26 protein-coding genes are annotated in these 23,478 nt (G+C 60.9%); 11 read left to right on the forward strand and 15 right to left on the reverse strand.

Going from position 1 to position 23,478, the window contains the following annotated elements:
- Positions 1-34 precede the first annotated feature (34 nt).
- A complete protein-coding gene (locus FFM53_RS22995; RefSeq protein WP_138387361.1) occupies positions 35-436 on the reverse strand; it encodes a GFA family protein in 402 nt (133 codons plus the stop codon).
- 95 nt (positions 437-531) lie between these two features.
- Positions 532-1,545, reverse strand: coding sequence for a LysR family transcriptional regulator (locus FFM53_RS23000; RefSeq protein ID WP_246413050.1), 1,014 nt, complete (start codon positions 1,543-1,545; stop codon positions 532-534).
- A gap of 89 nt (positions 1,546-1,634) precedes the next feature.
- Between FFM53_RS23000 and FFM53_RS23005 the strand changes: the two genes are divergently transcribed.
- Positions 1,635-2,201, forward strand: coding sequence for a YybH family protein (locus tag FFM53_RS23005; protein WP_138387362.1), 567 nt, complete (start codon positions 1,635-1,637; stop codon positions 2,199-2,201).
- Positions 2,202-2,375: 174 nt separating this feature from the next.
- A complete protein-coding gene (locus FFM53_RS23010; protein WP_138387363.1) occupies positions 2,376-4,256 on the forward strand; it encodes an ABC transporter ATP-binding protein in 1,881 nt (626 codons plus the stop codon).
- Between the two features lie 31 nt (positions 4,257-4,287).
- On the opposite strand, the gene FFM53_RS23015 is transcribed toward FFM53_RS23010, so the two are convergent.
- The 3 genes from FFM53_RS23015 to ubiA form a co-directional block, all read right to left on the reverse strand.
- Positions 4,288-4,902 carry a LysE family translocator gene (locus FFM53_RS23015; RefSeq protein WP_138387364.1) on the reverse strand — a complete coding sequence of 205 codons (615 nt, stop codon included), beginning with the start codon at positions 4,900-4,902 and terminating at the stop codon, positions 4,288-4,290.
- A 199-nt stretch (positions 4,903-5,101) separates the two neighbouring features.
- Positions 5,102-5,878 carry a phosphodiester glycosidase family protein gene (locus tag FFM53_RS23020; RefSeq protein WP_138387505.1) on the reverse strand — a complete coding sequence of 259 codons (777 nt, stop codon included), beginning with the start codon at positions 5,876-5,878 and terminating at the stop codon, positions 5,102-5,104.
- Between the two features lie 22 nt (positions 5,879-5,900).
- Positions 5,901-6,800, reverse strand: coding sequence for a 4-hydroxybenzoate octaprenyltransferase (ubiA, locus tag FFM53_RS23025; RefSeq protein ID WP_138387365.1), 900 nt, complete (start codon positions 6,798-6,800; stop codon positions 5,901-5,903).
- 217 nt (positions 6,801-7,017) lie between these two features.
- Between ubiA and FFM53_RS23030 the strand changes: the two genes are divergently transcribed.
- Entirely contained in the window at positions 7,018-7,401 is a 384-nt protein-coding gene (locus tag FFM53_RS23030; RefSeq protein WP_138387366.1) for a VOC family protein, read from the forward strand.
- Positions 7,402-8,032: 631 nt separating this feature from the next.
- Here FFM53_RS23030 and FFM53_RS23035 read toward each other — a convergent pair.
- Entirely contained in the window at positions 8,033-9,244 is a 1,212-nt protein-coding gene (locus FFM53_RS23035) for an argininosuccinate synthase (RefSeq protein ID WP_138387367.1), read from the reverse strand.
- Between the two features lie 124 nt (positions 9,245-9,368).
- Between FFM53_RS23035 and FFM53_RS23040 the strand changes: the two genes are divergently transcribed.
- Positions 9,369-9,836: an Lrp/AsnC family transcriptional regulator gene (locus FFM53_RS23040; protein ID WP_138334738.1), complete on the forward strand. Its 468-nt coding sequence runs from the start codon at positions 9,369-9,371 to the stop codon at positions 9,834-9,836.
- Between the two features lie 503 nt (positions 9,837-10,339).
- Here the strand turns inward: FFM53_RS23040 and FFM53_RS23045 are convergent.
- Positions 10,340-11,152: a hypothetical protein gene (locus FFM53_RS23045; protein WP_425504946.1), complete on the reverse strand. Its 813-nt coding sequence runs from the start codon at positions 11,150-11,152 to the stop codon at positions 10,340-10,342.
- A gap of 145 nt (positions 11,153-11,297) precedes the next feature.
- Between FFM53_RS23045 and FFM53_RS23050 the strand changes: the two genes are divergently transcribed.
- Positions 11,298-12,173 carry a bifunctional helix-turn-helix transcriptional regulator/GNAT family N-acetyltransferase gene (locus tag FFM53_RS23050; RefSeq protein ID WP_138387368.1) on the forward strand — a complete coding sequence of 292 codons (876 nt, stop codon included), beginning with the start codon at positions 11,298-11,300 and terminating at the stop codon, positions 12,171-12,173.
- 322 nt (positions 12,174-12,495) lie between these two features.
- Here FFM53_RS23050 and FFM53_RS23055 read toward each other — a convergent pair whose 3' ends face one another.
- Positions 12,496-13,527 (reverse strand): aldo/keto reductase, encoded by a 1,032-nt coding sequence (locus FFM53_RS23055; RefSeq protein WP_138387369.1) that lies wholly within the window; start codon positions 13,525-13,527, stop codon positions 12,496-12,498.
- A gap of 134 nt (positions 13,528-13,661) precedes the next feature.
- Between FFM53_RS23055 and FFM53_RS23060 the strand changes: the two genes are divergently transcribed.
- Positions 13,662-14,282, forward strand: coding sequence for a TetR/AcrR family transcriptional regulator (locus FFM53_RS23060; protein WP_138387370.1), 621 nt, complete (start codon positions 13,662-13,664; stop codon positions 14,280-14,282).
- A 29-nt stretch (positions 14,283-14,311) separates the two neighbouring features.
- Here the strand turns inward: FFM53_RS23060 and FFM53_RS23065 are convergent, their stop codons facing one another.
- Positions 14,312-14,965, reverse strand: a complete 654-nt coding sequence (locus FFM53_RS23065; protein WP_138387371.1) for an O-methyltransferase — start codon at positions 14,963-14,965, stop codon at positions 14,312-14,314.
- Positions 14,966-15,052: 87 nt separating this feature from the next.
- Between FFM53_RS23065 and FFM53_RS23070 the strand changes: the two genes are divergently transcribed.
- On the forward strand, positions 15,053-15,697 hold the full coding sequence (locus FFM53_RS23070; protein WP_138387372.1) for a TetR/AcrR family transcriptional regulator: 645 nt from the start codon (positions 15,053-15,055) through the stop codon (positions 15,695-15,697).
- Positions 15,698-15,955: 258 nt separating this feature from the next.
- Here FFM53_RS23070 and FFM53_RS23075 read toward each other — a convergent pair whose 3' ends face one another.
- Positions 15,956-16,159, reverse strand: coding sequence for a hypothetical protein (locus FFM53_RS23075; RefSeq protein ID WP_138387373.1), 204 nt, complete (start codon positions 16,157-16,159; stop codon positions 15,956-15,958).
- A gap of 279 nt (positions 16,160-16,438) precedes the next feature.
- Positions 16,439-17,080: a dihydrofolate reductase family protein gene (locus tag FFM53_RS23080; protein WP_138329015.1), complete on the reverse strand. Its 642-nt coding sequence runs from the start codon at positions 17,078-17,080 to the stop codon at positions 16,439-16,441.
- A 90-nt stretch (positions 17,081-17,170) separates the two neighbouring features.
- Here FFM53_RS23080 and FFM53_RS23085 point away from each other — a divergent pair, with 90 nt between their 5' ends.
- The gene (locus tag FFM53_RS23085) at positions 17,171-17,692 is read left to right on the forward strand and encodes a winged helix-turn-helix transcriptional regulator (RefSeq protein WP_138329016.1); all 522 of its coding nucleotides are present in this window, start codon (positions 17,171-17,173) and stop codon (positions 17,690-17,692) included.
- Positions 17,693-17,717: 25 nt separating this feature from the next.
- Here FFM53_RS23085 and FFM53_RS23090 read toward each other — a convergent pair whose 3' ends face one another.
- Genes FFM53_RS23090 through FFM53_RS23100 form a run of 3 tightly spaced genes read right to left on the reverse strand, consistent with a single transcriptional unit; the run spans position 17,718 to position 20,322 of the window.
- Positions 17,718-18,521, reverse strand: a complete 804-nt coding sequence (locus tag FFM53_RS23090; protein WP_138387374.1) for an ABC transporter permease — start codon at positions 18,519-18,521, stop codon at positions 17,718-17,720.
- Positions 18,522-18,523: 2 nt separating this feature from the next.
- Complete coding sequence (locus FFM53_RS23095; protein ID WP_138387375.1) at positions 18,524-19,324, reverse strand: ABC transporter permease; 801 nt, start codon at positions 19,322-19,324, stop codon at positions 18,524-18,526.
- Complete coding sequence (locus FFM53_RS23100) at positions 19,321-20,322, reverse strand: ABC transporter ATP-binding protein (protein WP_138387376.1); 1,002 nt, start codon at positions 20,320-20,322, stop codon at positions 19,321-19,323. The genes FFM53_RS23095 and FFM53_RS23100 overlap by 4 nt, the downstream gene beginning before the upstream one ends.
- Before the next feature lie 162 nt (positions 20,323-20,484).
- Here FFM53_RS23100 and FFM53_RS23105 point away from each other — a divergent pair, with 162 nt between their 5' ends.
- Positions 20,485-21,027, forward strand: a complete 543-nt coding sequence (locus tag FFM53_RS23105; protein WP_138387377.1) for an NADPH-dependent FMN reductase — start codon at positions 20,485-20,487, stop codon at positions 21,025-21,027.
- Positions 21,028-21,042: 15 nt separating this feature from the next.
- Here FFM53_RS23105 and FFM53_RS23110 read toward each other — a convergent pair whose 3' ends face one another.
- Entirely contained in the window at positions 21,043-21,189 is a 147-nt protein-coding gene (locus tag FFM53_RS23110; RefSeq protein ID WP_173883632.1) for a hypothetical protein, read from the reverse strand.
- Between the two features lie 141 nt (positions 21,190-21,330).
- Between FFM53_RS23110 and FFM53_RS23115 the strand changes: the two genes are divergently transcribed.
- Both FFM53_RS23115 and FFM53_RS23120 read left to right on the forward strand, forming a co-directional pair.
- Positions 21,331-22,002 carry a response regulator transcription factor gene (locus FFM53_RS23115; RefSeq protein ID WP_138387378.1) on the forward strand — a complete coding sequence of 224 codons (672 nt, stop codon included), beginning with the start codon at positions 21,331-21,333 and terminating at the stop codon, positions 22,000-22,002.
- A complete protein-coding gene (locus FFM53_RS23120) occupies positions 22,002-23,354 on the forward strand; it encodes a sensor histidine kinase (RefSeq protein WP_138387379.1) in 1,353 nt (450 codons plus the stop codon). Before FFM53_RS23115 ends, FFM53_RS23120 begins: the two co-directional genes overlap by 1 nt.
- Positions 23,355-23,478: the final 124 nt, after the last annotated feature.

Here is a 23,478-nt window from a genome sequence, read left to right on the forward strand (position 1 = left end):
TGCGATCCGGCCCGGTGGCGTCTTCGCGGTTGGCTCAGAACCAGAGATCGCGTACGCAGCGCCCCTTGGACGGAAGGTCTTCAAACGTATCCAGGCCATCGAAATGATCGATAGTCAGATCCTGAACGACATCCGGCGGCGCAAGCCGGATATTGACAGCCATGCGCCGGCGGCCATCCTTTCGAAGCCGTAAGCCGCGCCAGCTCAAGACACAGGCGCAGGAAGGGCAGAACAATATTTCGAGAGACGGATCGTCCCTATCGGCGCGGGTGTAGGAGGCGGTCTCACCGGTGAGAGCGATGCGCTCTCCTTCGTAGTCATAGGCCCACAGCGTGCCGTAGCGTCGGCAGAGCGTGCAGTTGCAGGCGGTAATCGAGCCTGGATCACCTTCGAGTTTCCAGCTTGCCTTGCCGCAATGACATGAGCCCGTCAGCATGAGCGTCGGTTCGATCCTGCTCTCTCTTCAAGGACGGCATCCTGCCTCAATCGCGCGATGACCGCAATTGGGCGATCCAGGTGCCAGGTCTTATGCTATCGGCGCCTCAAGTGCCCGCCTTTATGGGGGCCGGACGACCCACTGTCAGCGCGGGTTTTATCTATCGCGTTATCCATGGATGCCTGCAGGAGCCTTACGAGCCAGACCACGCCCTCGTCACGCATTGCCGCCTTCGGCGCAGTCGCGTTTATGGCGAAGCGTCCGAGTGACAGGGGAGGATTGACGCTGACGACGCCGAACCGCGCGGCATGCATTTCGACGAAGCGGCGTGGCAAGGCCGAGATAAAGTCGGTTTCCGCAAGCACGGCGAGTGCGAACATGAAGTTCGGGACCGTCAGGGCCACTTGCCTGGAGCATCCATGGCTGGCCAACACAGTGTCGACAAAGCCATGTGTATCGCCCAGATGCGAGACCACAAGGTGCTGCATGGCGCAGTAGGTGGCCAGTGTCTGATTTGTCAGAAAAGGGTGGCCCTGACGCGCAGCGATGACAAAATCCTCCTCGTAGAGCAGCAGGCATGCAAAGCGGACCGGAAACTCGGCCTGAGGAATGATGGCGATGTCCATGTCGCGGGCTTCCAACGCGGCCAACGCATCGCGCCAAGCCAGATCAGGCGATGGTTCGCCCTGTCTAGGCAACAATTGTCGGACGCTGATTGCGATGCCGGGAGCAGACTTGGCCAATAGATCGAGCAATGGCGGCAAAAACACTGACGAAACACCATCGGGCGCGCCGATCGTAAATCGTCGCTGAGAGCGGGCTGGATCGAAAGGCTCCGCTGTCGCCACCACGCTGCGAACACGTGCCAATATATCGGCGATGGGGGCTGCAAGTTGCTCGGCCCGATCTGTCGGAACGACACCCTTCGGTGTTTTGAGAAACAGCGGGTCACCCAGCAGCATGCGCAGCCGACCAAGACCGTGACTGATGGCCGAAGGCGAGAGGTTCAACCGCTGCCCCGAACGCCCGACATGGCGTTCCTCAATGACAGTCTCGAACAGCACGAGCAGGTTGAGATCGATTCTGGAGAGATCAATTTGGTTCAGCATATCGATGAAATCGTATCATTGGATTCATCATCATGAAAGTGAGAAATAACCATCATTCCGGTATTGCCGGCCACCGAAGGGAATATCCAATGTCCTCTTTCAAAAACAAAACGGCGCGCGGCGACCAACCCGTGCGCGAGGCCACAACCATATCCCGGCGAGCCGCCCTGACGATGGCGATCGCTGCAACAGGGCGCGTCGCGCATGCCGCCCCGGCATCCGATCAGGCGTTGCCAGGCATCATCCGCCGCACGGAACAACAGGCCGCGGCTTTCATGGCCGGCGACATGACAAGGTGGGCGAGCCTCATCCAGCTCGATGACGATTTCACCCTGATGCAGCCATTCGGCGGCCCGGCCAGCCATGGCTTCGACGACAGTCCCGAGCATCTGGCCGAACTCGCTCGGTACTTCCGCAACGGCGGCGGAACCCTGGAGGTGGAAAAGTCCTATGTCTGCGGCGATCTGATCGTACTGGTGATGATCGAGCGCCAGCATGGTGAGATTGGCGGCCTGCCGGACCAGAACTGGTCGCTGCGCGTCACGCAGGTCTATCGCCGGCATGGATCGGACTGGCGGCTCGCCCATCGTCACGCCGACCCCCTGGTTGGGAAGATCTCGCTGGAACAGGCCGCAGCCCTGGCCCGAGGCGAATGATGTCTGTCCGGATTTGAAAACGGTCGCCTTGCGGTGGACCCCGGCTCTCGTAGGGTAGCGGCTCTTTCTTAGATTCTCTGAAATTTCTAATTGAGTTCGCGGCTGGAGGATGGTTTTCTGCGACCCAGCGTAGCTGAGTCCACGCCTCCTCCCGATTTTTGATCCGAGCGGCCCATGTCGATTTCAGATGCGATCTATCGTCCCTTCGAAAGCCTGATCCGGCCGCTCGATATCCCTTACCGACCACTGCCGTCGAAGGGGCCGGTGGCGGTACTCCTGCATTTCATCTCGATGTTTCGGGGTGTGCTGATTGCGCTGGCATTTTGCTCCATGGTGTTCGAGGCGATCAACCTGACAATCGTCTGGGGACTTTCGGTCATCGTCGATGGTGTGACACAACACGGCGCTCCCGCCTTCCTGCGCGATGAATGGCTGCTGCTGACCATTCTCGGGTTCCTGATTTTTCCGGTCATGCCGATCATGTCCTTCATGCTCAATACGCTGAAGTCGCACACGCTCGGCATCGGCATGCCGGCTGCCATTCAGTGGCAGGGCCATAAGGCTGTCGAGCGGCAGGACCTTGCCTTCTTCCATGATCTCTATGCCGGCCAGGTTTCCTCACGGCTGCAGCAGGTCTCTTCCGCCGTCCAGCAGCAGATCCTCGCGGCATTCCAGTCCATCCCACGCTTCCTGATGCAACTGGTTGGCTCCGTGATCCTGCTGAGTGCGCTCGCGTGGCAGCTTGCCCTGCCTGTCGTCATCTGGATCGTGCTCAATGTCGTATTCACCGCCAGGATCGTGCCGACCTTCGTCGAGCGCTCGCGCCGCACCGCGAAGCAGCGCAGCCTGGTCGCCGGCGCCATCACCGATCTCTATACCAACATGCAGATGATCAAGCAGTTTGCGGCTGAAGATAGCGAGGCAGGCGCGATCCGCCGCATCATAGGAAAGGCTGTGCAGACGCAGCACAGCGAACAGCGCATCTATCGTTCGTCGGAATTGACGGTCGTGGTTCTCAACACGCTGCTGTGGCTGACCATGCTGGCGATTGGATTTTCCGGCCTCGTCAAAGGCTTTCTCACGATCGGCGAATTCGTCGGCTCGGTTTACATTCTCAACCGACTGTCGTCGCAGATCTTCGTCTTCCTGCAGATGGGCCAACAGATCTTCCAGGCAATCGGCACGATCAAGGATGCCATGCCTGTTATGACGACACCGCCCACCATCACCGACCGGCCGGGTGCGGCAGACCTCGCTGTCAGCAGCGGCGAGATCCGTTTCGACCATGTCCGCTTCGCCTACAAGTCCGGCAAGCCTGTCATCGATGATCTGTCGCTGACGGTCCTGCCCGGTGAAAAGGTCGGCCTTGTCGGCCTCTCGGGCGCCGGCAAGACCACGCTCGCCAACCTGCTTCTGCGCTTCTACGACATCAAGGACGGCGCGATCTTCATCGACGGGCAGGATATCCGCGCCGTCACCCAGGCAAGCCTTCGCCGCTCCATCGGGGTCATCGCGCAGGACGTCGCGCTGCTGCACCGTTCGGTCGGCGACAATATCCGTTACGGCCGGCCGGAGGCGACGAAGGACGAGATCGAAGCGGTGGCGAAGATGGCAAGCGCCGATGCCTTCATCGCCGATCTTTCCGACGGCGAAGGCCGCAGCGGTTATGAGGCCTTCGTCGGCGACCGCGGCATCAAACTGTCAGGCGGCCAGCGCCAGCGCGTAGCCATCGCCCGTGTTCTCCTGAAGGACGCGCCGATCCTGGTGCTCGACGAGGCGACCTCCGCCCTCGACAGCGAATCCGAAGCCGCCATCCAGGAAAGGCTCAACCTCGTCATGGAGGGAAAGACGGTGATCGCCATCGCCCACCGCCTGTCGACTATCGCCAGAATGGACCGGATCGTCGTGATCGATCACGGGCGCATCGTGGAGGAGGGCAGGCCGGACGAACTGGTCGAACAAGACGGTCTATTTGCCCGCTTGTGGAAACGCCAGACCGGCGGCTTCATTCCCGAAGCGATCGACGAACTTTTGCCGACCTCGCCTGCGGCCTGAGCGGCTGGTCCTCACGTAAACCGGGATAACATCAGCGGACTATGAGCAGGCGACTGCCGATGAGGATCAGGGCGGCGCCCATCACGCGCTCGATGCCGGCCTTGAACCGCAGGAAGCTGGCGGAAACGCGCGGGTTCGAGAAGAAAAAGGCCAAGCCGCAATACCAGAGCGCCGAAAGAAGGAAGCAGGTCAGGGCGATGACGCAATAAAGCCAGACAGGCGCATGTGCGGGGATGACAAGCGCAAAGATACTTCCGAAGAAAGCCACTGATTTCGGATTGGTCATACTCACGACGTAGGCGCGGCGCATCGCGGAGCGCCAAGTGACTTCGGTCGGCCCGGTCGTGCTCAAGGCTTTGGCCGCGCCGCGGATCATCTTCAGGCCCAGCCAAATCAGATACAGCGCGCCGACCACCTGCAACGTTATATGCAGCCAATCGAAATGCGTCAGCAGAAAGCCAAGCCCCGCCATCGCCATGATGGCCCAGGTCAGGGATGCGATCGCAAGTCCGAGACCCGCAAAAAGCCCGGCTGTGCGTGATACCGTCATGCTTGTGTTGGTGACGATGATGAAATTCGGTCCGGGGCTGACGAGGGAGACGATGTAGACGCTGACGAGCAATGCGAGTGAATCGATATATTCCATCCGGCTTTCCTACTTTGCAGGCCGGGAGCCTATGCGAAGCAGGCGGTTTTTGAAAGGCTCGCCCTCCCAAGCATGATGCATCCGTGTACGGGATTGGCACCTTCTCCATCGCCGCGCCCCTTGACGATGGCGGCGACCGTCCTGCCTATTGCCGGCAAGGGAATCCGGGGCAGGGTGCCTTTGGCCAAACGCGAGTGCGCTATTCAACAAGCCCGAAGATAGGGCCGTAGCCGCCGTGCCAGGACCAGTCGTTGCGGCCCATTGCCGGATTGTAAAGTCCGACGCCTCGTCCGCCATCGAGAAATAAGGCATCGGAGCATTTCAGATGGTCGCGGAAGAGCCGTGCGAAATGGTGGAAATTCACCCCGTCTTCGCTGATCGCGAAGCGAACCGTGCCGCGCTCACAGGTTCCGACACCGCTGCGGCGGGTCCGGTCTGTCGAGCCGACGATGAAGATCGGGTTCAATTTGTTGGCGATGACAAGCATCGGACCGGATTGGGTGGCGAACCGCACCTTGGCCCGACGCTTCAGAAATTCATCGGTTGGGAGTATCCCGGCGCCTGCCTCACTGAGAAAGAATACGCCGTTTGGCTTCTTATAGAAATTCGGTACCTGGCCCGAGGAGCTTTTGGCTTCTGTCGTATTGGCAGGTTTTAATTCCCTGCCGTTCTCGACATAGAGTCCCATCGGCGAAAAATCGGCACGATACATCCCGGCGTTAACGGCGAAAGTCAGCGTTTGCCCCTCGGCGCGAACGGCTTCGGCTAGGCTTGAAAAAGTGCGGTATGGCGCGCCATCGGCGTTCGTCCAGAACAATCGCAGGTCGGCTTTGCCCGGTTCCAGCGTGCAGACGACGTATTTCGCCTCTTCGAAGGTTTGCTGTTCGCATTGTTCAGCATGCGCTTGATGCAAGAATGTCATCGTTGCTGCCAGCATGATGGCGGCGGCGAGTATGCCGTGTTTGAGAGAGGTCATCGGTGCCACATCCTTGAGCTGCTTACCATGTGCCTGACAAAGCTGCGCAGGCAAGAAGCACCCCCGTCAGGATATTCGCGAGGAACAGGCGATAATTCATGTCCGGGCGGGCAAGATCGATCCGTCGGGTTTGCCAGGCAAGATGGACGGCGATCATCAGAATTCCGATCGCATAAGGCGGCGACATCTCCAACAGCCAGCCCCCGAGCGACCACGCGCCGACCGCCAGAGCATAGAACAGGCCGATCAAGGTCTTGCCGTGCCGGCCGAACAGGATTGCCGTCGATTTCAGGCCAAGACGATCGACATAGGCATAGATCGTATCATAGCCGATCTGCCAGGCGATGGCCCCGGCCCACATCAGCACGGCGCCGACCGGGATATGTCCAGCAGCCTCGGCCCATGCCATCAGCATCCCCCAATTGAACGCCGCGCCCAGGACGGCCTGGGGCCAGTGGGTGAAGCGCTTGCAGAGCGGATAGACGAAGACGAGCGGCAGCACACATATCGCGATGAGGCGGGTATAAGGCGTCAGGAAAAACAGAAGCGAAGCTGCCAGTGCGAGCTCAGCAGTCAGGAAGACAAAGGCCGGCAGCGTGGCGATCTCTCCGCTTGCCAAGGGCCGAAAGCGGGTCCGCTCGACATGGCCGTCAAACTTCCGATCGGCGATGTCGTTGACCGTGGAACCGGCGCTTCTCATCAGAAGAGCGCCAAGAGAGAAGATCGCCAATTGCCTGAGGTCCGGGAGACCGTGGGATGCCTGGATAAGGGCGGCCCAGCACGGGAAGAGAGTCAACCATATTCCGACCGGGCGATCCAGCCGCGCCAACCGCGTATATGGCCGCCATGCGGCCGGCAGCCGGCGATCCACCCAGTCGCCACGGTGGCTATCGCTGAGATCGGGGCGGCTCAGAGTCGTCATGATGTGATCCAAATTTCCTGTCGCAAATAGCCGTGAAGCCTGAGGTTTTTGTCGCCATCGGCGTTGCCCAGAATAGGAATTTTTGCAGACACGGCAATAACCGTCGGTTTGCGATTGATCGCTGACCTTCTGCGGAAAATGCAGCTAGCTGTTCTTGTTGCGTTCACATGCTTGCGATATGAATTCTCCCGATCTTGGAGCAGCGAGAGGAAAGATCATGAGTGTCTACGCAACCGTCGGCGCAATCGATTCCGTCAAATCGAATGGCTTCTATGATGCGAGCTTGGCAACGATCGGATGGAGCAAACATGAGGACTTTCCGGGATGGCGCGCCTATTCCGAAGGCGGGAAGGGGGAAGGTTTCGTTCTATGGGTTTGCAAACCGTTCAACGGCGAACCGGCGAGTGCCGGAAATGGCTCGATGGTTGGTTTCATGGCTAAGTCCCGCGCCGAGGTGGACGCTTTTTACGATGTTGCCATGACCAACGGCGGAACGGACGAGGGCGCGCCTGATCTACGTCCGCACTACGGGCCGAACTGGTATTCCGCTTACGTGCGTGACCCCGCCGGAAACAAGATTGCGGTCGTCCACAACGGCTGAATATGACGTGGGTGCCTTGCTGATGATAGACGGCTAGATCGAACCCGGTGCCGATCCCGACGCGAAGGTCGAGGGAAGCTCGGCATGGGGCCGCCTGCCGCGAGATAAGCTGTCGACGCGCTTGGCTTCATCCAATTCTGCATAGGCCGATCCAGCAGGACTGTTTCGATCCTATTGTGGACGGCGATGCCGGGACATTCAATCTCTACCAGGCAGTACGGGCGGTGCCGAGCGCGGTCGTATGAGAGGATGAGACCTGTGCGACGTGTGTCTTGAGCGACACGACGCAGTTTCCCGGAAAGCTCAGATTGTGCAACGTCAAGTGTTTCAGCAATGTGTCCGCGTCGCGCTTTTCTGTTAGCGGAAATGTCACAGTCATGCGAGTTCTCCAACGAATAAACTGAGCATCCGCAACAATTAATGTCTAAATTCTTTTGCGTCGCAACAAGAAAATTTTAACGATAAAATTAAAATCGATTAACTTTCGAGTTGCTGTTTTTAAAATCGTTTGAATTGGTCGCGCTTCTCCATCCTAACCGGCTCGTTTCGTCCGGTTTCCGCCGGGCGAAGTGCTGAGGAGAAGGCGTTTGCAGTGTCGTCAGCGCGAAGTGCGATGACCTAAGATCGCCGGTCATCTGCCGTTGCGGGCTGCCCAGCTCTTAAGCCGCAAGCCGTTAAGCCTGATGAAACCTTCGGCGTCACGATGATCGTAGGCGACCGCGCTTTCCTCGAAGGTGACGAGGTCGGCTGAATAGAGTGACCAGGGAGAGGTGCGCGAGATGACCGAGGCGCTTCCCTTGTAGAGCCTCACAGTCACTTCCCCGCTGACGAAAGCCTGGCTTTGGTCGATCAAGGCTTGCAGCATTTCCCGCTCCGGCGCGAACCAGAAGCCGTTGTAGATGAGCTCGGCGTAACGGGGCATGATCTCGTCCTTCAGATGCGCCGCGGCGCGATCGAGCGTGATCGATTCAATGCCGCGATGGGCGGCGAGGAGGATCGTCCCTCCCGGCGTCTCGTATATTCCCCTCGACTTCATGCCGATGAAGCGGTTTTCGACCAGATCGAGGCGTCCGACACCATGCCGGCCGCCCAGTCCATTGAGTTCGCTCAGCAATGCGGCCGGTGTCATGGACTTGCCATTCACCGAAACCGGGTCACCTGCCTCGAAACCGATGGTGATGATCTCGGGGGCGTCAGGAGCATCGAGCGGATCAACCGTGCGCTGATAGACATGATCGGGCGCGACCTCCGCCGGATTTTCGAGGATCTTGCCTTCGGTCGAGGTGTGCAGCAGGTTGGCGTCGATCGAGAACGGCGCCTCGCCGCGCTTGTCGCTTGGCACCGGGATGTGATGCTTCTCGGCATATTCCAGAAGCTGCGTACGGGAGCGGATGTTCCATTGGCGCCAGGGAGCGATGACCTTAAGCGACGGATCGAGCGCATTGATGGCCAGCTCGAACCGGATCTGGTCATTGCCCTTGCCCGTCGCGCCGTGGGCGATGGCATCCGCGCCAACCTCCCGGGCTATGCCGACCAGACGCTTGGCAATCAGCGGCCGTGCAATGGAACTGCCCAGCAGATATTGCCCCTCATAGAGCGCGTTCGCCCGTAGCATCGGAAAGACGAAATCGCTGACGAACTCCTCGCGCAGATCGACGATGCGGATGTCCTTGACCCCTGACATCTCCGCCTTGGCGCGCGCCGGCTCGAGCTCCTCGCCCTGGCCGAGATCGGCGGTGAACGTCACCACTTCGCATCCGTAGACCTCCTGCAACCATTTGAGGATGATCGAGGTATCCAGCCCGCCCGAATAGGAAAGCACAATTTTCTCTATCTTCGTCATCAACCCATCTCCATCTCGATGCTGGAACGATAGGCCAAGTCCTACGCAATGAGCTTGCGAAGCATCCGTAAAATTGCAAAAATTTAGCATGTCATGCCATTACAGCCCGAGTAGGAGCTATGAAATGCCAGTCGCCTTGGATCCGATCGATCGCCATATTCTGCGCGTGCTTCAGCGTGACGGGCGTATTTCGAATGTCGATCTGGCGAAGGAGGTAGGCCTGTCACCGTCACCGTGCCTGCGTCGCGTGCGGCTGCTGGAAGAGGCCGGGATCATCGATCGCTACGTCGCCGTACTGGACCCTGCAAAGGTCGGGGCGGGACTGACGGTTTTTGCCCGCGTGTGGTTCAAGACCCAGGACGCCGAGGTCACGCTCCGGTTCGCCCAAGCCGTCAGGCGGTTTCCCGAGGTGATGGAATGCTATCTAACGACAGGGGAGTGCGACGCCGTGCTTCGGATCGTCACCGCCGATCTGCACAGCTACTGGCGTTTTCAGGCCGATCACCTGACGCGCATTCCGAGTGTCCTCAGCGTCAAAACCGACGTGCCGATGGAAACGCTCAAGCGAAGCTTCGAACTGCCGTTGAGATAGGCGTCGTAGCTCGATCCCTATCCCAGGGGAGAGGCGTTCCGGTTCCTTGCCAGCCAGACGAGGCCTGTGACCAGGAGCAGGATCATCACGGCATGGGTGATGTAATCGAGCGTGGTTTGCGCGGTCGTACGGCCTCCCTCCGGCCTCATCCTGAGGTGCCCCGGAGGGGCCTCGAAGGACGGGGCCGGCCACCGGCGTCTCATCCGGCGATATCGGCATGCAGCGCCACTTGCGCCTTCCCTGCCACCCGGCGTGGCTGGTGTTTCGGCGTTTGATGGATGCAGGATGCAGTGCTGCGGCGTGTCCTTCGAGGCTTCGCCCTTCGGGCTGCGCGCCTCAGGATGAGGGACGTTGTAGGATGCCGCACTTCCAATAGATACCGTTGGTGAATGCCGCACCAGCGTTGAAGTGAGCCTCATCCCAAGGTGCGATCCGCTGAGCATCCGCGTTTGGCGGACGAACCGCCGATCCCGAGGGTCTGGGCCAGAGGGCCGGCGAGAGGGTTACTCGACCTGGATATGAATATGGTCGTCGTGGCGGGCGGCGCGGCAGCCTTGAAAGCGGATATGGCTATCGGAGATGCCGAGCGCGTTCTTCAGATGCGGCTCGATGAAGATCTTCTGCAGGCCGAAGCGCGTCACACCTTCGCTGGTCAACCAGCCGATCGCGGCCGATGTGCGCTGCTCCTCGATCCGATAGGCCGGAAACAGAGGCTGCAGCGCATCGAAGTCCCAGCGGGTGGTAAGCCAGTCATTGCGCCCTTCGCACGGCAGTTCGTCGCCGGGGGCGGGTTGCTCGAAAGCGAAATAGCCGATCGGGGAGCGGGTGGCGCCATTCAGGAAGGCGCCGTCCACATCCTTGTAATAATAGGCGAAGTCCAGCTTTTTTCCGTCGGCATGCGACAGGTGCGGCAGCAGCGGAAAGCCTCTCACGAAGGGGAAATTCGCATCCAGCGCGACGGTGACGGTTCCAGGAAATTCCCTGTCCATGTGGGCGGCAAGCGCCTTTGCCAGATCGTGCACCTCGGGTGTGACGTAGTTGCGGTTCAGCAGGCAATAGATCGGGGAGCGGACCACGAGCCGGTCCGCGGCGTCGGCGATGCAGGAGAGGGGAACCCGCCCGAAGATCGGCGCGGCGAAGGTCGCGGTAAAGGCGGCGCCAGCATAGCAAAGCAGGAAGATCGCAAGCTTGGGCAGAAATCGCCGTAAGCCCCAGGCGCGTGAGGCGGCCAGCGCCACGAGATAGGCGATGCCGCCGATCTGCGTCAGCAACGTCAGAACGAGAACGATCAGGGCGTGGAGAGCAAAACGGAACACGGGAAGGCCTTGGGGACGTTGCCATTCCCATAGGCGAGGGGATGGTGGCGCGCAAGGCGGATGGTGGGGAGTGCGCGGCTCATTTGCGCGTCCCCTGGAGTGCTTTGAATTGACAGGATCAATTATCTGACTAAAGTCAGACAATATGACCTACGATCCTGTCTCTCGTGTCCGTCGCTTCAACCGTGCCGTCACCTCCGAAGTTGGCGCTCTCGATACGTCTTTCCTCGGACGCGGCCGTCCGCTGGGTGCTGCCCGCGTCCTCAATTCGATCGGGCGGGGGCAATCGGATGTTGCGGTGATCCGCGATTATCTCGGTCTCGACTCTGGCTTGATGAGTCGCCTGCTGCGCAGTCTGGAAGAGGAGGGACTCATTGAGACGGTGCCGAACCCTCAGGACGCGCGTCGCCGCGTTGCCAGGCTGACCGAAACCGGCCGTTGCGAGTTTCAGGCTTATGAAACGCTTTCCAATGCGCAGGCGAAATCGTTTCTGGCGCGCCATCGTCGCCCGGACGAATTGCTGCGCGCCATGGATATCGTCGCTTCTTCGCTGAGACGTGAGCAGATCGTGTTCGAGCAGAAAGACCCGCGACACGAGGACGCCAGCTATTGTCTCCGTCAATACTACGGCGAACTTGCACGCCGCTTCGAGAAGGGTTTCGATGTATCGCTTTCTCGCGATCCCGACGCCGAGGATATGATCCGTCCGCGCGGTGCGTTCCTGGTGGCCATGTCGGATGGCCTGCCGATCGGTTGTGTCGGGCTGAAGGGCAACGGCGGCGAAGTCGCGGAGATCAAAAGGCTCTGGGTTGCTCCATCCGCGCGTGGCCTTGGGCTCGCAACGCGTCTTATGACGGCCGCCGAGAACGTCGCCCGCGAGTTATCCATCAAGCTCCTGCGTCTGGATACAAATAGCGCGCTGCCCGAGGCGACGCAGCTTTATCGTGGAACCGGCTGGAGTGAGATCGATCGTTTCAATGACGATCCGTACCCGGACACGTTCTTTGAGAAACGCCTTTAAGTGAAGGTGCTTTTGAGTGCGAACGTCTGACTTCTTGGCCTGATTTGTAATGATCCATTGTGCCATCCGACCCGCGATAGGAGATGGTGACTGTTTATGGCAGACGCTGCCGACTTCTCCTCCCTCATTCCTGTGCTTGTCACAGGAATCCAGCGCGCCCAAGTCCTTGGGCGCGAAAGAGTTTGTTCCTTAGATAAGAGCCATTCACGGCGCCGACGCGCCGTGGCTGGATTCCTGTGACGGGCACAGGAATGAGGGAGGGGGAGGTGGCGTTCGAGCCAAAACTTGCTGCAGCAGCGCAAGGGCTACGCTCATCCGAGGATCAGGCGGCGAAGCGCTCCGTTATCGGGCGGCGGCGCAGGTTCGGCTGCGTTACCGCAGGCGGGTTATAGGCCGCCTCCAACGGGCCGGTGTCGGTGCCGGGCGGGACGATCGCGTCGATCCGGTCGAGGATTTCGTCCGTCAGGCTTACCCCGGCGCCGGCAAGCAGATCGTCGAAGTGCTCCATCGTGCGCGGGCCGATGATCGCCGAGGTGACGGCGGGATGGGCGATAGCAAAGGCCATCGCCATGTGCGCCAGCGAAAGACCTGCCTGCTGCGCGAGCGGGATGAGCCGTTCGACCGCGTCCAGCCGGCGCTCGTCGTTCATCTGCTTGGGGAAGCGTTTGGCGCGGGCGCTGTCGGGTTGCGGTGCGCCCTTGCGATATTTGCCTGTGAGCATGCCCATCGCCAGCGGGCTCCACACCATTGCGCCCATTCCGTAACGTTCGCAGGCGGGTAGAACCTCGCGTTCGATGCCGCGGTTCAGGATCGAATAGGGCGGCTGCTCGGCGCGGAAACGTGCCAGATCACGGCGCTCGGAAACCCATTGCGCCTCGATAATCTCCGAGACGGGGAAGGTCGACGATCCCACGGCGCGCACCTTGCCCGTCCGTATCAGGTCGGTGAGGGTCGATAGCGTCTCCTCGATATCGGTATCGGGTGCCGGCCGGTGGATCAGGTAGAGATCGATATGGTCGGTCTGCAGGCGACGGAGCGAATCCTCGACTGCGCGGATCAGCCAGCGGCGCGAATTGCCCTGTCGGTTCGGGTCGTCGCCCATCGGCAGATGCGCCTTGGTGGCGAGCACGACGTCGTCGCGCCGTCCCTTGAGCGCCTTGCCGACGATCTCCTCGGATTCGCCGCGGCTGTAGATATCGGCAGTATCGATGAAGTTGACGCCGGCATCGAGAGCCTTGTGGATGATCCGGATCGAATCCTCGTGGTCGGGATTGCCGGCGGCGCCAAACATCATCGCGCCGAGGCAATAGGGGCTGACCTTGATGCCGGTTCTTCCAAGCGTGCGGTATTGCATGGTCTGTTCCTTTTATTGGGAGACGAACTTCGTGCGCATCGATGTGGCCAACACCGTCGCGCTGTGTTAAATTGCGTAAACGGAACCGCATTCCGTTTATATACGGAACTTTGTTCCGTTTTGCAAGCGAGTGAATGATGAGCGACGAGAGGAAAGAGCAGGAAGACGGCTGGAAGCCCGGGGAAAGGGTGGACAGGCGCGTGCGCGCCGACGCCAAGCGCAATCTCGATGGGCTGCTTCAGGCGGCATTGACGGTGTTTGCGACCTCCGGCGTCGATGCCCCGGTGCGTGAGATCGCGGAGAAGGCTGGTGTCGGCATCGGCACCGTTTACCGGCATTTTCCCGAGCGTTCCGACCTCGTCGTCGCCGTCTTCCGCCGCGAAATCGACGCCTGCGCCGACTCTGCGCCGATCCTTGCCGCCGAATATGCGCCGGGCGAGGCGCTAGCCAGATGGATGCAGCGTTTCGTGGATTTCATCGCGGCCAAGCGCGGGCTTGCGGCGGCCCTGCACTCCGGCAATCCGGCCTTCGATGCCTTGCCCGCCTACTTCCAGCAGCGGCTGCAGCCGGCCCTTCGCTCGCTTCTCGACGCCGCCGCTGCCGCCGGCGAGGTCCGCACCGATATCGCCGCCGAGGATCTTTTGAATGCGGCCGCAAGTCTCAGCATGCACGCCTACGCCCAAGGGTCCGAACATGCCCGGCGCATGGTGTCCCTGCTGGTCGACGGGCTGCGCTACGGCGCCGTACAGCGGTGAAGCCCCGACAATGAAACGGGCCGTTGTCATCAGGTCCGCATCGACAGCTCGATTTCCTCTTCGAATGGCGTCGAGAGGTAGCCAGCCGCGGGCGAGCGCACGCGGGCGAGGTATTCCGGGCAGAGGTCGGCATTGTCGGCGACGATGAGGGCGCCCGGCCTCAGGCGGTCTTCCACCAGTTCCAGAATATCGCGATAGAGCGCCTTGGCTCCGTCGAGGAAGAGCAGGTCGATCGTTTCCGGGAGATCCGTACTCAGGGTCTCAAGGGCATCGCCTTCACGGATCTCGACGAGGTCGATGAGGCGGCCGGCCGTCAGGTTGGCGCGGGCGCGGGCCAGCTTCGACGGCTCGAACTCGCTGGTGATCAGCCGGCCGCCGCCATTGTCGCGCAGCGCGGCTGCGAGATGGAGGGTCGAGATGCCGAAGGATGTGCCGAATTCGACGATCGTTCGTGCGCGGCTGCTTCGCGCCAGCATGTAGAGCAGCACGCCGGCCTCTCTGGAGACGGGAAGCCAAAGATCCTTCAGGCGCCCGTAAAGGTCGAGATATTCGGTCTTGCTGCCGATCAGGCGCATCCGCTCATCGCCTGACAGCCCCGACATTGCAGGGCTTGTCGCCGTATCAGCCTCCTCGAACAGGCCGTCGAGCAGGGGCGCCAGCGGGGCGGTGGTCAATGTTGTCATGTAAAATCTCCTTGTGACAGGTTCTTGTGTCGAGTGGAAAATACGAGTAATTCGTCGCATCTGCTATTCGCATTGCGTAGCGCTGCCATGACCGAACGTCCAAGAGCCCGGATTTCCTCACGAAAACAGCCCAAACAGGCCCGTTCGGCAGAGCTCGTGGCGGCGATCCTGGATGCCGCTGCTCAGGTTTTGGCGCGGGAAGGCGCCCAGCGCTTCACGACGGCGCGGGTGGCCGAAAGGGCCGGCGTCAGCATCGGATCGCTGTACCAATATTTCCCCAACAAGGCGGCGATCCTCTTTCGGCTGCAAAGCGACGAATGGCGGCAGACGACGGACATGCTCGGCGGCATCCTTGCCGATGCGCAAAGGCCGGCGCTCGAAAGGCTGCGCCGCCTCGTTCATGCCTTCCTCCGCTCGGAATGCGAGGAGGCGGCGATGCGCGTGGCGCTCCATGATGCCGCGCCTCTTTATCGCGACGCACCGGAGGCACAGGCGGCGAGGGCATCGGGAGACCGCATCGTCGATGTGTTCATGCAGGAAGTGCTGCCTTGCGCGACGGAGGCGACCCGGGCACTTGCGGGCGATTTGATCACTACGACGCTTGGCACTGTGGGCAAGCAATTCTCGGAGGCTCCGCGGAGCCCTGCCGAGATCGACGCCTATGCCGACGCCATGGCCGACATGTTTTGCGCCTACCTCGAACGGCTTCGGTCTGGCCGGGGCGGGGCATAACGTTCCCGGCTGCGCAACCTGGCTTGCTCCTTCTTCTCCCCTGCGGGGAGAAGGTGGCCCGAAGGGTCGGATGAGGGGGCTGCACGGGATGCCCTTCACGATTGCCCTTCGCTTACGCTCAGCGCATTCGCGGCTTTGCCGCTCAACCCCCTGCCGGCACCTTCTCCCGCCGGGGAGAAGAGGCATGCGGCGACGCCTCACCCTTCGGCAAGCGCATCCTCACATCTGTCGTGGGTTTCGATGGATGGATGTCGGGTCCTACCGCTCGTCCAGTTGCTTCGACAGTTCGGCAAAAAGCCTGTCGCAGTCGGTGTTCATCTGGACGAGATCGACGGCGACAGTGATGGCGTGGCGTCCTTCGATGCTGTCGATGTCGAGCTTCCTCTCGCAGCACCATTGCCGAACGGCATCGGTGACGATGGTAATTTCATCATCGTTGAGCGAGATGAGCGACAGGAGCATCTTCGTACCCTCCATGAAGCGGCAAGAGCACCTATAGTCTCTCAAGCGGTCGTGTCGATGATCCGATGGCGTTTACTCTACGCCCATTCCACAGCAATACCACGGCCATTTTGACACGGTTTGGTGACAGCCGAACGATCCCGACAGGCGGCCGTCAGAGCGGTACCTGCCAGGATTGCTTGATCTTCTGCATCGGGATTTCCGTCTTGATGTTGCGGACGCCTTCAATGCGGCCGAGGTGTTCCATCTGGAAGCGCCTAAGATATCGACCGGGCTCGTTTATTTCGCCAGCACGATATGCGTGGCGTGTTCGGTTGCGACATGCTCGGCGACGCGGAAGCCGAGGGCCGGGAGGTCGATGCCTGTGAACATTGCTTCGCCCTTGCCGAGGACGACGGGGGAGATGGCGAAATGCAGTTCGTCGATCAGGCCGGCCTGCAGATACTGACGGACGGTGCTGACGCCGCCGCCGATTTTCACATCCTTGCCGCCGGCCGCAGCCTTCGCCTTGTCAAGCGCTTCCTCGACGCCGCCGGTAATGAAGTGAAACGTCGTGCCGCCTTCCATGACGATGGGTTCGCGGGGATAATGCGTCAGGATATAGGTCGGCGCGTGATAGGGCGGGTTCGGTCCCCACCAGCCCTTCCAGGCATCATCCGGCCAATCGCCGCGGATAGGGCCGAACATGTTGCGTCCGAGAATGAAGGCGCCGAAATTCGCCATGCCGCGGGCCGCATAACCCTCGTCGACGCCTTCAGAACCGCCGTCCTTTCCGATCATCGCGCGGAAGGTGCGGGTACGGAAAAACCATTCGAACATCTCCGTTCCCCGCTTGCCCAGCGGATCGTTCATGCTTTGCTCCGGCCCGGCGCCGAAACCATCCACGGAAAGGGAAAATGCTGCGACACGCACCTTGGACATGCTGCTCTCCTCCATCTGATTGCGGATCGAAACTAGTTGCGTTGTCGCATAAGTGATCCTATATTGCAACCAGTTTTAAGGAGAGAATTCGTGGATATTGAACTGCGGTCGGGCTGCCCGATCAACCTGACGATGGAAGTGCTGGGCGATCGGTGGAGCCTCATCATCATCAGGGACATCATGTTCGGCAACCGCCGCCATTTCCGCGATCTCCTAACCCATTCGGAAGAGGGGATTGCCTCCAACATTCTGGCCGCCAGGCTGAAGCGTCTGCTCTCGCTCGGATTCATCAGCAAGCGGGACGACCCCAGCCACAGCCAGAAAGCGATCTACAGCCTGGCGGAGCCAGCGATCCAGCTCGTGCCCGTCTTTGCCATGATCGGCGCCTGGGGACGACGGCATCTGCCTGTGAGCGAGGAGTTGAGCATTCGCGCGCAGCTTCTCGAAGAAGGCGGGTCGCCGCTGTGGGGCGAGTTCATGGAGGATCTCCGGCAGATCCACATCGTCGATCCGATCGGTGGCGCCAACGGTACATGCACCTCACCCGTACTGGCCAAGCTGACGGCTGCGTTCCTCGAGGTCCGCGCGAGATCGTTGTCGCAGGCATCCTGAATATACAGGAAAGTAGTCGGCCCGATCAGCCGCCGGCACCCTGGTATTTGCCGGTGGCGTAGCGCCAGTGAACGATTGCTATCAACACCCAGATTGGACCGGCCACAAGGGATGCAAGCCCGGCCCAGTCCCCGAGGCTCGGGATGGGCTTGCCGAGCAGGGCGCCGACGGGGACAGAACTGGTGAGGGCCAGCGGGACCGCGGTGATGAGGATGGTCTGGATGCCGCCGGGGAAAATGTTGAGCGGGTAGCGCGTCAAATCCCAAAAGCCGAAGAAGATCGAGAACAGGTGGTTGGAGCGCACCCAGATCAGCGCCGTAGCGCCGATCATGGTAATGAGGGCAGCGGTCAGCAGCGTCGCGCTGATGAGCGCGGCAATAAGGAACGAGGCGGACCAGACCGACCAGACGAAGTCGACGGACAGAACGGCCCAGCCCATCAGCGCCACCGCGAGGATAACGTGGCCGGTATAGCCGATATTGAGGCCGGAAAAGACCAGATAGGCCCAAGGGCTGAAAGGCTTGACCAACAGTGTGTCGAAAGTGCCGAGCCGCACCAGTTCTTCGAGGTCGCGCAATTGCACGAAACTCATGGCAGCACCCAGCGAATAAGCTAGCAGTTGGAAACTAAAGAGCAGGGCAAGCTCCGGCCAGGTCCAGCCTCCGAGCGTGTCGAAGCGGGCGAGCAGGATGCCGATGGTGGCGAAGACGCTGCCATAGGAAAGGATCTGCGCAAGACGGTCGAGCCAGAAAGCGCCGCAATATTCCATCTGGGAGCGGACATGCATTCGGACCAGCAGCGGAAGGACGCGTAGGTGATGAATGAGCACGATCAACCTCCCTGCACGGTAATGCGGCCGGAGGCACAGCGCCACAGCCAGAGGACGCCGGTAAGGAACAACGCGGCCCAGGCAAGGCCCAGGCCGAAATGGAGCCAGACATCGGCCGTGGAAAGCCTGCCGAGATAGACCGCATTGGGATAATAGACCACCCAGGCGAAGGGCAGGTGGCGGGCAATCGTGGCCAGCGGTTCGGGGAAGAACCAGAACGGTATCAGCAGGCCCGAGAACAATTGCAGCAGGGCGCCCAGGATCCAGTCCAGCGAGAAACTTGTCATCAGCCAGAAGGCGACGAGGCCGAAGAGCGCCGACATCAGGAACAGCAGCGTAAAGGATAGCGCCCAGAAGGCGATGAACATCAGGCCATCGAATAGGCTTGCCGGCGGCAGCATGCCGTAAAACAACGCGGTGAAGGCGATGGTCGGAATGACCTGGGTCATCAGGCGATAGCCGAAGCTGCCGCATTCGTTGGCGAAGAGATAGAGCGGATAGGACAAGGGCTTGAGCAGCCAGACCGCGATATCGCCTGTCTTCAGCGACCGGCCGATCTCGCCGATGATCCTTTCAGGGCGGGTTGCGCCCAACACAGCGCCGCCGAGCAGGGCATAGGTCACCATCTGCTGCAGGGAAACGCCGTCGACCACGATTGCGCTGACGCCGGCATAGGCCGCCTGCCAGATGGCGACACGCGCGAAGACCTGCACGAGTTTGCCGAAGATATTGGCCCATACTTCGTTGCGGTAGGCGAGTTGCGAGTGGAAGGAACTGCGCGCGAAGGCGAAATAGGCGCTCATGATGCCCGGGCCTTGGCATTGCGGCCCTGGTAGAAGGTGCGGATGACCTCTTCGATGTCAGGTTCCTGCAGCGCCACATCCTTGAGATCGCGCCCGTTGCCGACCTCCGACAGGATCGCGACCAGCGAGATGTCTTCACGCTCGATGAGATAATTCTTGCGCAAACCCTCGTCGCTGACGAGGACCGCGGTGCGCAATGGCAGCGGTCCAGGGTCGCTGGCAAATTCGAGTGTCAGCCGCCGGGCCGAGCCCAATGCCGCGCGCAGGCTCTTCAACTCACCGTCGAAGATGAGCCTGCTATGATCGACCATAATCAGCCGTGGGCAGATGGTTTCGATGTCCTGCAGGTCATGGGTGGTGAGGATGATGGTGACGCCGCGCTCACGGTTGATCTCGGCGAGAAAACGCCGCACGGCATCCTTGGCGACCACATCAAGACCTATGGTCGGTTCGTCTAGAAAGAGGATATTGGGGTCGTGCAGCAGTGACATGACGATCTCGGCGCGCATGCGCTGGCCGAGGCTGAGCTGGCGCACTGCGCGGTCGAGAAAGGGCGTCAAGTCGAGCAATTCGCTGAAGCGCCGGAGATTATCCGCATAACGGGCGACGGGGATGTCGTAGATGCGCTGATGCAGGGTAAAACTGTCGACCAGCGGCAGGTCCCACCACAGCTGGCTGCGCTGGCCGAAAACGACGCCGATCTCGCGGGCATTGTCCATCCGCCGCAGATGTGGTGTCCGGTCGAGGACCGAGAGCGTGCCGTCGCTCGGCACCAGGATGCCGGTCATCATCTTGATCATCGTCGATTTGCCGGCGCCATTCGGGCCGAGATAGCCAACGGCTTCGCCCGCCGCGATGTCGAAACCGATGTCGGAAACGGCTAGAACTTCCGTATATTCGTTGGTCACCAACGTCTTCAGTGCGCCCAGCAGGCCCGGAAATCTCTTGTGCTGCCGGAAGCGTTTGCTGACGCCCCGCGCCTCGATCAAAGCCGTCATGTGTATTTCCTCGGGGATGATTCCAGCCGATTCGGCAGAGCATCCAGGCTAACGCGAGGCTCGGCCAGTTCAAGCAAAAGTCGCTTTTTGGGGCGTTACTCAATCGCGCCTAGGCTAGCCTTTTGCGTTGACAGCCATGATCAATCGATTCCTGTTGGGGTCATGAAGATTCTCGCAATATCCGGCAGCGCCCGGCGCAATTCCACCAATACCGCCATGCTGCAGGCTGTCCGCGCCGTTGCGCCAAGTGAGATCGAGGTTTCGATCTTCGACGGCGTCGGGCGGTTGCCGGTATTCTCGCCGGATCTCGAGGGAGAGCATCTGCCGGAGGTGGTGTGGGATTTCATCGATGCGATCGCCAAGAGCGACGGGGTGATCATTGCCAGCCCGGAATATGTTCGATCCATCCCCGGCGGCCTCAAGAATGCGATCGATTGGCTCGTGTCGAGAGATGAGATCGTCCATAAGCCGATCGCCCTGCTGCACGCATCGCATCGAGGCGACGACATGCTGGCCGGTCTTCGAAAGATCCTTGAGACCATCACCGACCGGTTCGCGGGCGATATCTTCCTCCAGCTTCCTCTGATGAAACTGGAACCGGCCGAAGTGTTCAGGACCGTCGAAACAGCGGAGAACCGCTCCAAGGTGCAAGCCTATCTTCAGGCGTTCTCGGCCCATTGGATGGCAGACACTAAGACCGCCTGAGATTCGCTCACTCTATCATCGGACATCCATCAGCAGGCCGTTCTCGAATGTCGTCTTTTCGTGAAGCGTGTGCAGAATGACGAGCGGGGCAGCGAGCAGCGCGGCAAGGATGAAGGCGGAGAGGAAGTGTCTTGTCAGGAGACGAAGGATAGGTCGGATCATTCTTGATCTCCAGCTGCTGCGGATATTCTTTGTGCTGGACCTCAACAATTGCGGCAGCATGACCGGCTGCCTTGCAAGCTCCGCAATGCTGCCGCAACCCTTGTGGCAGACAGAAGGGGTGAGCGAGACAATGGACGGGCGATGCGGATACTGCTGATAGAGGATGAGAGGGAGCTGGCCGAGGCGCTGTCGGCCGCACTCGGCAAACATGGGATCGTCACCGATCACACGATGCATCTGGCAGACGTCGTCGAGTTGACGCGGCAGAATGGCTACGATGCGATTCTGCTCGACCGGCGCCTGCCCGACGGAGAGGGGCTGACCTTCATTCCCGAGCTCAGGCGGACGGGCAAGGATACGCCGATCATCGTGCTGACGGCGCTGAACGAGCCGAGGCAGCGGATCGAAGGCCTCGACCTCGGGGCCGACGACTATCTCGGCAAGCCATTCCTGGTCGAGGAGTTGATGGCGCGGCTGAGGGCCGTGCTGCGGCGATCGCCTGAACTGGCCGAACTTAAGATCACGGCCGGGCGAATGGTGATCGACCCGCTGCATCTCAGCGTCACCGTCGATGCCGTGCCGCTCGATCTGCCCCGGCGCGAACTTCTGGTGCTGGCGGCACTCGCAAGGCGCAAAGAGAAGACGGTGCTGCGCTCGACGCTGGAGGCGGCGGTTTATAACTACGAGGAGGAAATCCAGTCGAATGCGCTCGACGCGCATATTTCACGGTTGCGCAAGCGGCTGATCGATGCCGGCGCGGGTGTTGCGATCCACAATATCCGCGGTGTCGGCTATCTCATGAAGGAAGAGTGATGGCCAAGGCGCAATCCGCCAATCCGTCGCTTTGGTGGCGGCTCAGCTGGCAGCTGAGTATCGTCTTCGTTGCTGTGGTGGCGGCTGTCATCGTCGGGCTCTGCGTCTACGGCGCGATGATCCTCTCGCCCAATGTGGGCACGGAGGATGAGCTTACCACGGTGCTCGACGAAGCGTTGGGGCGGGAGACTGACGGCAGGCTCGTGATTACCGACAGCCCGCGTCTGAGGTCGTTCAAGGCGGAAGCCGAAGGACTCTGGTTCATCGTCGCGGACCAGGATGGGCGGACGGTCTCATACGGCGCGATCCCCCAGGCTTATCGCGGACTTGCCGACTATATCCGTCTCATCAAGGAGGGTGACATTCGTGGCGCCAGGGAGACGGACGAGAGCGCGGCGATCGACGCGATCGAAACGCGGCTCGGCACCTTCAGGGTGATGTATGGTGGAGACCCGAGCAGGAGCTCGACCTTCCTGACCATGCTGATTGAGACCTATCCCATCTACATACCGCTGCTTGCGGTCTCCCTGCCGGCTGTCTTCTTCGCCGTGCCGCGGATCGTCGGACGCGCGCTCCGGGGGATCAGCGACTTGGCGCGCGAGGCGGCTGAGATCGAGCCGCGCCGGCATGGCGCGCGCCTTCCCGTGGACGGCATTCCCCGGGAAGTGGCGCCGCTGGTGAACGCCTTCAACGGCACGCTGGAGCGGCTCGAGAGCGAATTCCGGAAACGCCAGCGATTTCTGATGGACGCGGCGCATGAGCTTCGGACCCCTATCGCCATCATGCAGACGCGGATCGATGGCATGCCCGACGGGCGCGAGCGGCAGCGGCTGCTCGACGACGTGGCGCGGCTTGGGCAGGCGGCCGAGCAGTTGCTCGATTTCGAGCGCAACGATCAGGCGACTGACCTCGACGAACCCGTCGATCTCGTCGAGATCGCCCGAATGACGGTTGCCGATCTCGCGCCGCTGGCGATTGCCGCCGGCTATCAGATTTCGTTTCAGAGCGAGGTCAAGAGCCTGAAACGCAAGGGCAGCCCTTCGGCGCTACCGAGGGCGGTGAGCAACCTTGTGCGCAACGCCATCGACCATGGCGGCAACAGCGGCATGATCACGGTTTCGGTGTCGCGCTCGCCTTCCGGCGGCGGCCGGATCACGGTCGCCGACGAAGGGCCTGGCATTCCGGCCGAACATCGGGAGCTGGTGTTCGAGCCGTTTTATCGCGTCACCCCGAAGAGCAGGGGCGCCGGTCTCGGCCTCAGCCTCGTCAAACAGGTCGCCGCAAATCATGGCGGCGAGGTCAGCATCGAGAGCAGCGCTGTCGGGACGCGGGTGGTGATCGAACTCGCATAGGTCAGGTTTGCTTGAGCAGCATACGCCCTGGTTCTGACCAGGAAGGCTCAGGGGAGCGATCTGTAATGTTGCGGCAATTGTCGACCGCCACTTTCGCCCGGCACTAGAGCGCCGCGCGTCCGAC

The sequence above is a fragment of the Rhizobium indicum genome (assembly GCF_005862305.2).
In the GTDB taxonomy this organism is placed as follows: domain Bacteria; phylum Pseudomonadota; class Alphaproteobacteria; order Rhizobiales; family Rhizobiaceae; genus Rhizobium; species Rhizobium indicum.